General features: G+C 54.4%; 13 protein-coding genes and 1 other RNA gene. 10 read left to right on the forward strand and 4 right to left on the reverse strand.

Translation table 11 applies throughout. The features are described 5' to 3' along the window. Positions 1–68: 68 nt before the first annotated feature. Both sspA and sspB read left to right on the forward strand, forming a co-directional pair. Positions 69–704, forward strand: a complete 636-nt coding sequence (gene sspA / locus J0X00_RS14635) for a stringent starvation protein SspA (protein WP_136483338.1) — start codon at positions 69–71, stop codon at positions 702–704. A gap of 10 nt (positions 705–714) precedes the next feature. Next, entirely contained in the window at positions 715–1,206 is a 492-nt protein-coding gene (gene sspB, locus J0X00_RS14640; RefSeq protein ID WP_276605438.1) for a ClpXP protease specificity-enhancing factor, read from the forward strand. A 164-nt stretch (positions 1,207–1,370) separates the two neighbouring features. On the opposite strand, the gene J0X00_RS14645 is transcribed toward sspB, so the two are convergent. Genes J0X00_RS14645 through J0X00_RS14660 form a run of 4 tightly spaced genes read right to left on the reverse strand, consistent with a single transcriptional unit; the run spans position 1,371 to position 4,716 of the window. Next, entirely contained in the window at positions 1,371–1,940 is a 570-nt protein-coding gene (locus J0X00_RS14645) for a BON domain-containing protein (RefSeq protein ID WP_136483339.1), read from the reverse strand. Between the two features lie 3 nt (positions 1,941–1,943). After that, positions 1,944–2,534 (reverse strand): phosphoheptose isomerase, encoded by a 591-nt coding sequence (locus tag J0X00_RS14650; protein ID WP_136483340.1) that lies wholly within the window; start codon positions 2,532–2,534, stop codon positions 1,944–1,946. A 3-nt stretch (positions 2,535–2,537) separates the two neighbouring features. Further along, positions 2,538–2,924 (reverse strand): YraN family protein, encoded by a 387-nt coding sequence (locus tag J0X00_RS14655; protein WP_136483590.1) that lies wholly within the window; start codon positions 2,922–2,924, stop codon positions 2,538–2,540. Further along, on the reverse strand, positions 2,911–4,716 hold the full coding sequence (locus tag J0X00_RS14660; protein ID WP_282478297.1) for a penicillin-binding protein activator: 1,806 nt from the start codon (positions 4,714–4,716) through the stop codon (positions 2,911–2,913). Before J0X00_RS14660 ends, J0X00_RS14655 begins: the two co-directional genes overlap by 14 nt. 69 nt (positions 4,717–4,785) lie before the next feature. On the opposite strand from J0X00_RS14660, the gene rsmI reads away from it, so the two are divergent. From rsmI to mraY, 8 genes are all read left to right on the forward strand, one after another. Beyond that, on the forward strand, positions 4,786–5,649 hold the full coding sequence (gene rsmI, locus J0X00_RS14665) for a 16S rRNA (cytidine(1402)-2'-O)-methyltransferase (protein ID WP_282477086.1): 864 nt from the start codon (positions 4,786–4,788) through the stop codon (positions 5,647–5,649). 110 nt (positions 5,650–5,759) lie between these two features. Further along, positions 5,760–6,153: RNase P RNA component class A (rnpB, locus tag J0X00_RS14670), an RNA gene on the forward strand. Between the two features lie 185 nt (positions 6,154–6,338). Then, on the forward strand, positions 6,339–7,289 hold the full coding sequence (rsmH, locus tag J0X00_RS14675) for a 16S rRNA (cytosine(1402)-N(4))-methyltransferase RsmH (protein ID WP_136483343.1): 951 nt from the start codon (positions 6,339–6,341) through the stop codon (positions 7,287–7,289). A 99-nt stretch (positions 7,290–7,388) separates the two neighbouring features. After that, the gene (ftsL, locus tag J0X00_RS14680) at positions 7,389–7,706 is read left to right on the forward strand and encodes a cell division protein FtsL (RefSeq protein WP_218562304.1); all 318 of its coding nucleotides are present in this window, start codon (positions 7,389–7,391) and stop codon (positions 7,704–7,706) included. Continuing rightward, positions 7,703–9,469, forward strand: coding sequence for a penicillin-binding transpeptidase domain-containing protein (locus J0X00_RS14685; protein WP_282477087.1), 1,767 nt, complete (start codon positions 7,703–7,705; stop codon positions 9,467–9,469). Before ftsL ends, J0X00_RS14685 begins: the two co-directional genes overlap by 4 nt. A 47-nt stretch (positions 9,470–9,516) precedes the next feature. Then, a complete protein-coding gene (gene murE, locus J0X00_RS14690) occupies positions 9,517–11,004 on the forward strand; it encodes a UDP-N-acetylmuramoyl-L-alanyl-D-glutamate--2,6-diaminopimelate ligase (protein WP_218562302.1) in 1,488 nt (495 codons plus the stop codon). Beyond that, the gene (gene murF / locus J0X00_RS14695) at positions 11,001–12,362 is read left to right on the forward strand and encodes a UDP-N-acetylmuramoyl-tripeptide--D-alanyl-D-alanine ligase (protein WP_282477088.1); all 1,362 of its coding nucleotides are present in this window, start codon (positions 11,001–11,003) and stop codon (positions 12,360–12,362) included. The genes murE and murF overlap by 4 nt, the downstream gene beginning before the upstream one ends. After that, positions 12,359–13,441 carry a phospho-N-acetylmuramoyl-pentapeptide-transferase gene (gene mraY / locus J0X00_RS14700; RefSeq protein ID WP_136483348.1) on the forward strand — a complete coding sequence of 361 codons (1,083 nt, stop codon included), beginning with the start codon at positions 12,359–12,361 and terminating at the stop codon, positions 13,439–13,441. Before murF ends, mraY begins: the two co-directional genes overlap by 4 nt. Positions 13,442–13,450 lie beyond the last annotated feature (9 nt).

A 13,450-nucleotide genomic window follows, 5' to 3' on the forward strand; every position in this document is an offset into this window, starting at 1 on the left:
ATCGAATCATCAATGGAGGCTCAGCCTCCATTGTTTTTTATATTTGTAAGTGTGTGCTGGAGGGCTCCATGGCTGTAGCTGCCAATAAACGTTCTGTGATGACTCTATTTTCTAGTGCGTCAGATATGTATAGCCATCAGGTGCGTATTGTGCTGGCTGAAAAGGGTGTCAGTGTTGAGGTTGAGCTGGTAGACGATAACAATCTGCCTGCAGAACTGCTTGAACTGAACCCATATAAATCAGTACCAACATTGGTTGACCGTGAGCTTGCGCTTTACGACTCAAAAATCATCATGGAATACCTTGATGAGCGTTTTCCTCATCCGCCATTGATGCCTGTCTACCCGGTTGCCCGTGGTAACAGCCGTCTGATGATTTACCGTATCGAACGTAACTGGTATTCACTGGCAGACAAGATCGTGACAGGTAGTGCGGAGGAAGCGGAATCTGCACGTAACGAACTGCGTGGTGAGCTGCTGACTCTGGGGCCGCTCTTTGCTGAATACGAATACTTCATGAGCGAAGAGTTCAGCCTGATCGACTGCTACCTGGCTCCGCTGTTGTGGCGTCTGCCGGTACTGGGCATTGAACTGATCGGCCCGGGTTCTAAAGAGCTGAAGATTTACATGAACCGTGTGTTCGAACGTGATTCATTCCTGGCTTCTCTGACTGAAGCAGAACGCGAGATGCGTCTGTCTCGTTAAGGCCTGAGTAATGGATATCGAGCAAATGACACCGCGCCGGCCATACATGCTTCGGGCATTTTATGACTGGCTGCTGGATAACGAACTGACGCCTCATCTGGTGGTTGATGCCACTCTGCCGGGTGTACGTGTTCCGATGGAATACGTACAGGACGGTCAGATCATTCTTAATGTTGCGCCACGTGCGGTCGGTAACCTGGAACTGGGTAACGACGCGGTCACATTCAGCGCCCGTTTTGGCGGTCGCCCGCATCAGGTTATCGTGCCTATTTACGCGGTACAGGCCATTTATGCCCGTGAGAACGGGGCGGGTACCATGTTTGAGCCTGAAGAGGCGTACATGGAACTGCCGGAAGAAAACCTGCAGGATGAGAGCCCGGCTGAGCCGGCGCTGACCGATGTATCGGTTGCTACGGTTGAGGATGATGGCGAGCAAGCTGGTGACGAGGAAGAAACACCTCGTCCGGCCAAAGGCAAACCAAGCCTGCGTGTGGTGAAATAACCGCAGGGTTATTCGTCATTAGAGTGGCAAGTTAGCCAGCAGAAAATCAAAAAGCAGCGTTATTACGCTGCTTTTTTTATGTCTTGATTTTTATGTCTCGATTTGCGGGCCGGGCATTTTTTTATGCCCGGAGCCTGGGCTAATCTGCGTGAGACACTCAGCGTTTAGTCCGCATACTGAAACGCTTTGATGACCTGAGTAACACCGGAGATATTGCGCGCAACGTCGGTGGCGATAGCAGCATGTTCACGGCTGACATAGCCAAACAGGTACACTTCACTGTCCTCGGTGATCACCGAGACTTTCACCCCGTTGAGTTCACCTTTGGCCAGCAGCGCTGATTTCACCTTAGTGGTGATCCAGCTGTCATTACTGATTTGGCCAAACGAAAGCGGCTCTTTAATTTTGACCTGGTTGTGCAGCTCTTTGACACCTTGCAGCTGCTCGACCTGGCCGACGAACTGGCGCAGCATATCTTCAGTCCGCGACTGACCGATCAGAATCACGGTACCACGGTAGGATTTGGCTGTGATACGCATCTGATGCTGGTAAGGCGTTTTATTGGCCAGACCGGTAATGTCGAGCTCCAGATTGTTATCTTTCCAGATCTCTTGCGTGGAGCGCGGATCGGTTGCGATATTGACCGTGGTCGCGGCACCGGCGATAAACAGTCCGGCACATCCCGACAGGGAGACCAGAGCCAGTAAAACAGAAAATAGGCGTAGTGTTTTCATAACTTACTCTTCGTGAGCGGGAAATAAAACCTGATCGATCAAGTCGCACAAACAGTGCAGGGTGACCATGTGCACTTCCTGAATTCGGGCGGTACGGTGCGAAGGAATGCGGATTTCCACATCGTTTTCACCCAGCAGGCCCGCCATCTCGCCGCCGTCTTTGCCGGTCAGCGCGATAATGGTCATGTCACGGGTTACTGCCGCTTCCATCGCTTTGATAATGTTCTGGCTGTTACCACTGGTGGAGATCGCCAGCAGAATGTCACCTGGTTGACCAAATGCGCGCACCTGTTTGGAAAAGATTTCCTGATAGTGGTAGTCGTTAGCGACCGCGGTCAGGGTGGTATTATCAGCGGTCATGGCCATGGCTGGCAGACTCGGGCGTTCAGTTTCGAAACGGTTAATCAGGCAAGAGGTAAACTGCTGCGCGTTTGAGGCTGATCCCCCGTTGCCACAGCACAGGATCTTGTTGCCATTAAGCAGAGTCGCGACCATCGCCTGAGCGGCATGCATGATGGCATCCGGCAGCGCTTCTGCTGCGGCGATTTGAATTTGAATACTTTCGGTAAAACTGTCTTTAATGCTGTCTAGCATCGATTATCCTTCGGTGATTGCATTTTTTATCCAGTCAATCTGGCGTCCGTTATCATGAATGGCCACGACATCGAATCGAAAACTGGTGTGGTCGGCACTCAGGCCTTGTTTGAGCATCCACCAATTTGCCGCTTTGATCAAGCGTGCCTGCTTCTGTCTGGTTACGGTTTCAGCAGCGTGACCGTGGCGCTGGTCATGGCGGTATTTCACTTCAACGAACACCAGGGTGTCATTGTCGCGCATGATCAAATCCAGTTCACCGGCCTTGACCTGAAAGTTTTGCTCAATCAGGAGCAGGCCGTGGCGGCGCAGATAATCTGCCGCCGCCTGTTCATAATTCTGACCTTGCTGACGCCGGTTGACTGGCTTAAGACGGCTAAAGAGCCCCATGGTCAGCCCAGCTGATTTCACGCTGTACAACACAGTTATCGTCAATGCCCAGCACACCGGTCTGGCCCTGGATAGTATAACCTTGGACGACTTTCATCTGCGGAAGTTCAACCATCAGCTGGTACGCATCCATGCCCATTGCCTGTAAACGGCGCTCGGCGTTGGAAGAGTTCGGCCACAGTTTTTCCATCTGCTCGGCAATCTTCTCATCCGGGTGAATCAGCAGTGGAATGTCGCTGTAGCTGACACCGCTCAAATCTTCATACTGGCGACCGCCGCTGTTGCTGGCTGAGTTCGAGAACAGTTTTGGTGGCTGAGTATCCGGGTTAATCGCTACTTCAATGAATGGCTTAATCAGGGTCAGGTCCGCACTATTGGCGACGATATACACGGCGTCGATGTCACGACGACTGCGCGGCTGGCTTTCCATCTTCATGCCCAGCAGGGATTCCATCTGAGCAATATTCTGCTGGCTGTCCTGCAGACCAAACACATTGTTGATGTTGCGTTGTAGCTGACGGCGATCCTGATACTGACTGACCGCGACTTTGTGTTTGCTGTACTGTTTCCACGCCTGGTCAAAGGCTTCAACCACACGCTGGCCGTAGTTGCCTTGCGGGGCCAGAATCAATGGATAGCGGTAGCCTTGATCATACAAATGCTTGGCTGCCTGCTCGACTTCCTGCTCGGGTGACAGGGCGAGGTAACAGGTGTCCGCACCTTCCTCGACCTGATCGGGAATATTGAGTGCCAGGGCCGGGATGGTCTGACCGCGTTGCTGCTGATGTTTCTGCAGCGCTTGGATGTTGTCTTTAATCAGCGGACCGACCACAAAATCAATCTTGTTGTTGATGAGGGTTTTATCGATCGACTCTGGCGTTTCACTGTTGGTATCGATGATGGTCAGCGTTGCTTGCGGATCGCGCTGTTCATCGTTCATCAGTGCCATGATGAAGCCATCGCGGATCTGGTGTGCCGGCTTGGAGAATTTACCACTCAGCGGCAGCAGCAGCGCGGTGTGCTTAGGTTTGACGATTTCCAGGTTAAGGATATCTTCAATTGCCTGCGGGGTATAACGTGCTGCCGGATGATCCGGATTCTCCTGCAGCCATTTTTGCAGGGTATTCTTCAACTGGGGCAGATCGCTGCCCAGCGTTTTGACATACACTGCCAGTTGCAGCCAGCCGTCCAGCACCGCTTCATCGGCACCGGCCGAGAGCTTGGTGATGTCCTGGGCAGAGTAGCGGCTCAGGTTGGTCCAGATTTGGTCGGATAAGGCTTCATACTGCTCGCGATTGACGAAATCATACAGCGCAACCAGCTCGCGGCTGGAGTCAAAGCTGCGATCCTGCGCGGTGAAAATATCGGCCCGCAGCTGGTGGTATTGCTGCCACTGCTGATCGGCCAGTTGCCAGTCGTGGGTAAATTGCAGCTGCTTAAGGGCATCGGCGTACTGCCCGGCGTTAAACAGCTGTGCTGCGTGAGTCAGGCGCCATTCCGCCTGCTGCGCATGGCTCAGGGTCTGTTTGGCGAGGCGACGGTTAATCAGGTCGGCCTGCGCGGTGTCGTTTTCTGCCAGTGCTGCTTTCAGCGCCATGATCAACCAGTCGTTTTGCAGGCTGCCTTGACTGCTGTCCGCTTGCATCAAATAGACCTGGGTCGGCAAGCTTGGCTCGTCTGTCAGGTTGACTTTCAACGGTGAGGTTGAGGTCGACGAACAGGCGGCCAGGGTAATTGCTAATGCAACGGGAGTGAGTAAGCGTGGTACACTGCGTCTCTGATGGTTTTTCATAGCCATGAGTTCTTTCGTTAATCCGTGTAAAATTGTCTCTATATTAATCGTTGAAGTGATGGTAAACAAATGACAGATAGCAAAACCTTGCCGACAGAAGTCCCAACTTTATACATAGTTCCGACTCCGATAGGCAATCTAGGGGATATTACCCAACGGGCACTGGATGTGCTGTCAAATGTTGACGTTATCGCCGCAGAAGACACTCGTCACACGGGCAAACTGCTGTCGCACTTCAATATTCAAACGAAGACGTTCGCTCTGCATGATCACAACGAACAGCAAAAAGCTCAAGTATTAGTTGAGAAATTACTGGCCGGGCAATCTATTGCGCTTGTGTCTGATGCCGGGACACCACTCATCAGTGATCCAGGTTACCATTTAGTCAATCAGTGTCGTCAGGCCGGTGTTAAAGTTGTGCCATTACCAGGTGCGTGCGCGGTAATCACCGCGCTGAGTGCCTCGGGTCTGCCATCTGACCGCTTTAGTTTTGAAGGCTTTTTACCAGCGAAGAGCAAGGGCCGTAAGGATAAATTCTTGGAAATCGCGAAAGCCGAACGGACCTGTATCTTTTATGAATCGCCGCACCGGATTACCGAATCCCTGCAGGATATGCTGGAGATCCTCGGCCCGGAGCGTGATGTGGTGCTGGCGCGTGAACTGACCAAAACCTTTGAAACCATTCAGGGGCTGCCGCTCGGCGAGTTGATCGACTGGATTGAAGAAGACGACAACCGCAAACGGGGCGAGATGGTGGTGCTGATCCACGGCTATCGTGATAGTGCTGAAGAGTCGCTGCCGGAAGAAGCGTTGCGCACGCTGGGGATTCTGGTTAAAGAGCTGCCATTGAAAAAAGCGGCCGCCGCCACAGCGGAAATCTACAACCTGAAAAAGAACGCACTGTATAAGTGGGGGCTGGACAACCTGGGCTAAGCCCACAATGGCACCCAAATCGCTGCAGGAATGACCACTTGGGCTCAATTTTAGCACTAAGTCCGATTCTTCCTAGACAGTGGCGGGCGTTGCCGCTAGAATTCGCGCCTGGAGTTGACTGGGTAGTCGCTGCCTTATTGACGTCCCTTGACCTTGTGTTGGGGAGACTGATAAGGGGGAGGAAAGTCCGGGCTCCATAGAGCAGGGTGCCAGGTAACGCCTGGGGGGCGCAAGCCTACGACAAGTGCAGCAGAGAGAAGACCGCCGATGGCCCGTAAGGGATCAGGTAAGGGTGAAAGGGTGCGGTAAGAGCGCACCGTGCGTCTGGCAACAGTTCGTAGCAGGGTAAACTCCACCCGGAGCAAGACCAAATAGGCTTCCACACAGCGTGGCTCGCGTTAGGAAGCGGGTAGGTTGCTTGAGCCAGTGAGCGATTGCTGGCCTAGACGAATGGCTACTACCGCGCAAGCGGAACAGAACCCGGCTTATACGTCGGCTCCACCTATTCAGGACCCATCATAACGGCAACGTTATGATGGGTTTTTTGCTTTTTACTGACTTAGTCGACCGTAAAACCATTAAACTTAGCGCAATGTCACGTCCTGTATATGCTTATGGGTAGCAGTAGTGCGGGAAATCGGTACACTACTCACAGACACTGACGGGCGTTCCCGCAAAATGAGACCATTATGACTGAATCTTTCCAACATATTTCCGTGCTTCTCCATGAATCGATCGACGGTCTGGCAATTAAGCCGGACGGCACTTATATCGATGGCACCTTTGGTCGTGGCGGGCACAGCCGTACTATTTTGTCCAAACTGGGTCCGAATGGCCGTCTGTTCAGTATTGACCGCGATCCGCAGGCCATCGCCGAAGCAGAGAAGATCGACGATCCGCGCTTTACCATCGTACATGGCCCGTTTTCCGGCATTGCCGAATACGCCGAGCGTTACGATTTAGTCGGTAAGGTCGATGGGGTGCTGTTTGACTTAGGCGTCTCTTCACCGCAGCTGGACGATGCCGAACGTGGTTTCAGTTTTATGAAAGACGGCCCGCTCGACATGCGGATGGACCCGACTTCCGGCCTGCCGGTGTCGGAGTGGCTGCTGCAGGCGGATCTCGATGACATCACCTGGGTGATTCGTGAATTTGGGGAAGACAAACACGCGCGCCGTATTGCCAAAGCAATTGTTGCTCATCGTGACAACGAAGAAAAAGAGCCGCTGACTCGCACCAGTCATCTGGCTGCGCTGATTTCTGAAGCGGCGCCAAAGAGCTTTAAAGAGAAAAAACATCCGGCGACGCGCACGTTCCAGGCCTTTCGTATCTACATCAACAGTGAACTGGAAGAGATTGATACTGCCCTTAAAGGTGCGGCTTCGATTCTGGCGCCTGAAGGCCGTTTATCTGTGATCAGTTTCCACTCGCTGGAAGATCGCATGGTGAAACGCTTTATCCGTAAAGAGAGTCAGGGCCCGGAAGTGCCGCACGGTCTGCCACTGACCCAGGATCAGATCAAAGCGCTCGGTAGCGCTAATCTGAAAGCGGTCGGTAAGGCGATTAAACCTTCGCAGCAGGAAGTGGAGATGAATCCGCGTTCACGCAGTTCGGTGCTGCGCATTGCAGAAAAACTGTGATGGCCAGCAATCGACTTTCTCATAACCGATAAACATAACCGCTAACCGAGAGCTGAAAGCGGGTAATGATTAGCTCAAAGCAGGTAAGAAATAGTTAATATGTCGCAAACCAAGCCGAACCTTGCCAAACTTATCGCTCTCGACCTGCTTACGGTCGGGCGGGTGCCTTTGGTGATGCTGGTGCTGATTTTTGCGTCAGCCATGGGGGTGGTGTTCACCACCCACCATACCCGCCAGGCCATTACTGCAAAAGATCAGGTACTGGAAGAGCGTGACCACCTCGACAACGAGTGGCGCAACCTGATCCTGGAAGAAACCGCACTGGCGGAACACAGCCGGGTGCAGGAAGTGGCCCAAAACGACCTCAATATGAAACGTCCTGATGCTGACAAAGAAGTAGTGATTGAACTCAAATGACGAAAAAGCCAGCCAAAGACAGCGCCAAGTCTAAATCTAAGTCTGCCGATAGCCCAAAATCCAAACCTCAAGCCAGCGCAGGCGATGCGCCGACATTCATTCGCTGGCGTTTTTATCTGATCGTATTTTTTGTGTTGCTGGCTTTCGGCCTTTTGGTCGGGCGTTTGGCATTTATCCAGATCATTGAGCCGGATAACCTGATCCGTCAGGGCGATATGCGCTCGGTGCGGGCCAAAACGCTCGAATCGGCGCGCGGTATTATTTCCGATCGCAATGGTGAAGCGTTGGCGGTCAGTGTGCCGGTCGAAGCGGTATGGGCCGATCCGGCCACGATTTACAAAAAGGGCGGTCTGGTCGAAAAGGATCGCTGGTACGCGCTGGCCGATGTACTGGGTCTGGACCGTCAGGAAATGATGAAAAAAATCGCCGACAACCAAACCCGGCGCTTCATCTACCTGCAGCGTCAGGTCAGCCCGGCGATGGCGAAATACATTCGTGAGCTCAAGTTGTCCGGGGTCGGACTGAAATCGGAATCGCGCCGCTACTACCCGGCCGGTGAAGTCAGTGCGCACCTGATTGGTGTGACCGGTATTGACGGTCATGGCCTGGAAGGGGTCGAGCGCAGTTATGACAAATGGCTGACCGGTGAAGCGGGTAAGAGTATTATTCGTAAAGACCGTTATGGCCGCGTGGTGGAGAACATCTCGCTCGAAGAGCGTGAAGAGGGCAAGCCGCTTAAGCTGACCATCGATCAGCGTCTGCAGGCGATTGCGTTTCGTGCGGTCAAGCAGGCAATGGCCGATTATCGCGCCACTTCTGCTTCGGCGGTAATGCTGGATGTCAAAACCGGCGCGGTGCTGGCGATGGTCAATGCGCCGTCGTATAACCCGAATAACCGTGCTGACTGGCAGAGCTTTAAAATGCGTAACCGGGTCATCACCGATGCGTTTGAGCCGGGGTCGACGGTCAAACCGTTTGTGGTCCTGGCGGCGCTGGCCAACGGCACGGCGGATGAGAAAACCATTATCGATACTGGCGATGGGGTAATGCGCATCGGCGGCAGCCGGGTGCGCGATACGTCGAAAGTTGGTAAAGCGACGCTGCAGATGATTCTGAAAAAATCCAGCAACGTCGGTGTGACTCACCTGGCGCTGGGGATGCCGCTGCAGGATATGCTCAGCATGTATAACGCAGTCGGCCTGGGTGAAGTGTCCGGCCTTAACCTGGTTGGTGAAACCACCGGTATTTTCCCCAATCGCCGCCGCTGGTCGCAGTTTGAAATTGCCACCCTGGCGTTTGGCTACGGTCTGGCGATCACCCCGATCCAGCTTGCGCACGCTTATGCCACCTTAGGTAACCTGGGTAAATATCAGCCGGTGCATCTGATTGACAGTAACGATGAGGATCTGTCGCACCAGGTGGTGGACGCCAAATATGCCCGCAAAGTGCTGGATATGCTGGAAACCGTGACCCAGCCGGGCGGTACGGCAGTCAAAGCCGCCGTACCGGGTTACCGGATTGCGGCCAAGTCAGGCACATCGCGCAAAGCGATTGCCGGTGGCTACAGCGATGAATATTTTGCCTATACCGCGGGTGTGGCGCCGGTCAGCGACCCGCGTATTTCACTGATGGTGATGGTCAATGAGCCGCAGGGCGACTCCTATTACGGCGGTGCGGTCGCCGGTCCGGTCTTTTCTGAAATTATGAAAGGCGCGTTGCAGATCTTAAACATTGCACCGGATGAGAACCGTTTTCAAAACTGAACCAACCCGGCCGTCGTCACGGCAGGGGCAGAGAGTGTGAGAATACAATGAACACTGGCATGGCCTTACCCCAACTGCTTGCTCCCTGGCTGAGCATTGATGAGCCAGAACTGACGGCGCTGACCGTCACCCGGCTGGAACTCGACAGTCGCAAAGTCAATCCGGGCGATACCTTTGTCGCCATTATCGGCCATGCAGCCGACGGACGCCGCTTTATCGATAAAGCGTTGCAGCAAGGCGCGAATCTGGTTCTGGCGCAGGCGTGTGAGCAGCATCCGCATGGCCAGCTCGAGTGGCGCAGCGGTATGGCTGTTGTCTATCTGGCCGAACTGGGTGACCATTTGTCCGCTCTGGCCGGCCGTCTGTACGGCGTACATGCTAATCAGGTGATTGCCGTCACCGGCACCAATGGCAAAACCACCATTTCCCAGCTGATCGCGCAGTGGATTGAACTGCTCGGCAGCAAAGCTGCGGTGATGGGCACAACCGGTAATGGCTTTTTGGCCAACCTTGCGCCTGCCGCCAATACCACAGGTAATGCACTTCAGGTGCAGGAGACGCTGCATACGCTGGCGCAGCAAGGTGCGCAATACACCGCGATGGAGGTCTCCTCGCATGGTCTGGTGCAGGGGCGCGTCAAAGCGCTGACTTTCGCCGCCGGGGTGTTTTCTAACCTCAGCCGCGACCATCTTGATTATCACGGCACCATGCAGGCTTACGCCGCCGCCAAACTGAGCCTGTTCACCGAGCACAATACGCAGCATGCGATTATCAATGTCGACGACGCTGTCGGCGCTGAATGGGCCGCACAGCTCTCCCAATCTGTGGCGGTTTCTCTGCTTGCTCAGCCAGCGTCTGAACGCCGTTTATGGGCAACGTCCGTCAGTTATGCTGAAAGTGGGATTACCCTTGATTTCAGCAGCAGCTGGGGCGAAGGGCAGCTGCATGCGCCGCTGATTGGCGAATTTAATGCGTCCAATCTGCTGCTGGCACTGGCGACTTTACTCAGTCTCGGTTTTGATAAAACGGCGTTGTTAGCGGCGGCGCCTAAACTGACCCCGGTTTTAGGTCGCATGGAACTGTTTCAGGCACCAGGTAAAGCCAAAATCGTGGTCGATTACGCCCACACGCCGGATGCGCTGGAAAAGGCGCTGCGTGCATTGCGCGTACATTGTCAGGGCCGCTTATGGGCCATTTTCGGCTGCGGCGGTGACCGCGATACAGGCAAACGACCTATGATGGCCGCCGTGGCGGAGCAGTTTGCCGATCGGGTGATTCTGACCGACGACAACCCGCGCAGTGAAGACCCGCAACGAATCGTCCAGGACATGCTGGCCGGTATGCGTGAGCCTGCCCATGCCCATGTCGAGCACCGCCGTCTGGATGCGGCGCGTTTTGCGCTGCAGCAGGCCGGTGAGCAGGACATCATTCTGCTGGCGGGCAAAGGGCATGAAGATTATCAGGTGCTGGCGGATGAGACGATTCACTACTCGGACCGTGAAAGCGCCCAACAATTACTGGAGTTACCGGCATGATTACCACGACTTTAACTCAGCTTGCGGCTGTACTGGGCGCGCGCCTTGTGGGCGCAGACCGCGCAATCAGTGCGGTTTCAACCGATACCCGCAATCTGCCGCCTGCAGCCTTGTTTGTGGCTCTGGTCGGCGAGCGCTTTGACGCGCACGATTTTGCCGCCCAGGCAGTAGAAGCCGGTGCCAGTGCCTTGTTGGTTGAGCGCGAACTGGCGGTTGCGACGCCGCAACTGATTGTGGACGACAGCAAACAGGCGCTCGGCCAGCTGGCAAGCTGGGTGCATCAGCAGTGCCAAACCCCGACCATTGCGATCACCGGCAGCTGCGGTAAAACCACGGTTAAAGAGATGGTGGCCAGTATTCTTAGCGCCAAAGGTCAGGTGCTGTTTACCGCCGGTAACTTTAATAATGATATCGGGGTGCCGCTGACGCTGCTGCGCTCGACAGCGCAGGATGATTACGCGGTGATTGAGCTTGGTGCCAATCACATCGGTGAGATTGCTTATACCACCGCGCTGGTGAAGCCGGATGTGGCAGTGGTCAACAATGTGGCGGCTGCGCACCTGGAAGGTTTTGGCTCGATTGATGGGGTGAAACGCGCTAAAGGTGAAATTTATCAGGGTCTTAAGCCGGGGAGCACCGCACTGGTCAACCTCGATAGTCACGGCGGTGAACTGTGGCAGGCGGTGCTGGCCGACAAAACGGTGCAAACTTTTTCCGTGACGGATCACAGCGCTGACTTTTATCCGCGTGACATCGTGTTGAATAGCACCGGTGAAGCGAGCTTTATCATGGTGACGCCGCAGGGAGAAATCGCGGTGAAGCTTGGCATTATCGGCCAGCACAATGTCGCCAATGCGCTGGCAGCCTGCGCACTGGCACTGGAACTGGGCGCGACACTGAGTGAGGTTCAGGCCGGGCTGGCTCATCTGGCCAAAGTGAAAGGCCGGGTGGAAGCGACGCAACTGACCGACAACATTCGTCTGATTGACGACAGCTACAATGCCAGTGTTCCGGCCATGCAGGCCGCGGTGGATCTGCTGGGTGGTTTTTGTGCCACCCGCTGGTTGATTTTAGGCAATATGGCCGAGTTAGGCGAGGAAAGCCTTGCACTTCACCGACAAGTCGGTGAACATGCTGCACCATTCCAGTTTGAATATGTTCTGACATATGGTGAGGATACGAAAGTGATCAGCGAGGTCTGTCACGGCCGTCATTTTACCTCTCATCAGGATATGATTATGTTTATCGAGCAGCAACTTGACCAACAACAGGATCGCGCTCACGTACTGATCGTCAAAGGGGCGAACAGTGCGGGTATGGGCCAGATCGCTGCTGCTCTTAAGGAGAAATACTCATGATTATTTGGCTTGCGGAGTTACTCCAGCCATATTTTTCGTTTTTCCGTTTGTTTGAATACCTGTCATTTCGAGCAATCGTCAGCATCCTGACCGCCCTGGCGCTCTCCTTGTGGATGGGCCCGCGTCTGATTAAACGCCTGCAGCTGCTGCAAATCGGCCAGGTGGTACGTAACGACGGTCCGGAATCGCATTTCAGTAAACGCGGTACGCCGACCATGGGCGGGGTGATGATCCTGGCTTCGATCATTATCACTGTCCTGCTGTGGTCTGATTTAAGCAACCCGTATGTGTGGGCGGTACTGGCGGTACTACTCGGCTATGGGGTGGTCGGTTTTGTCGATGATTACCGTAAAGTGGTGCGTAAGAACACCGACGGCCTGATCGCACGCTGGAAATATTTCTGGCAGTCGGCGATTGCGCTGGTGGTGGCATTTGCCCTGTATGCCCATGGCCAGGATACTGCCGCGACTCAGCTGGTGGTGCCTTTCTTCAAAGATGTCATGCCGCAGTTGGGGCTGTTGTACATCGTGCTGACTTACTTTGTGATTGTCGGAACCAGTAATGCGGTCAACCTGACCGATGGTCTGGATGGCCTGGCGATCATGCCGACCGTACTGGTCGCGGCCGGTTTTGCCGTGATTGCCTGGGCAACCGGTAACGTTAACTTCGCTAATTATCTGCATATTCCATACATTCCGTACACCTCGGAGCTGGTGGTGGTCTGTACTGCCATGGTCGGTGCCGGCCTGGGCTTCTTGTGGTTCAACACCTATCCGGCGCAAGTGTTTATGGGCGATGTCGGCTCACTGGCACTGGGCGGCGCGCTGGGTACGATTGCCGTGCTGGTGCGTCAGGAGTTTGTGCTGGTGATCATGGGCGGTGTGTTCGTGATGGAAACTCTGTCGGTGATTCTGCAGGTCGGCTCTTACAAGTTGCGCGGTCAGCGTATCTTCCGTATGGCCCCTATCCATCACCACTATGAATTGAAAGGCTGGCCGGAGCCGCGGGTTATCGTACGTTTCTGGATCATTTCTATCGTACTGGTACTGATTGGTTTGGCGACGCTTAAGGTGCGCTAATCCGGCTGG

The organism is Vibrio sp. ABG19, from assembly GCF_029962385.1.
In the GTDB taxonomy this organism is placed as follows: domain Bacteria; phylum Pseudomonadota; class Gammaproteobacteria; order Enterobacterales; family Vibrionaceae; genus Vibrio; species Vibrio ostreae.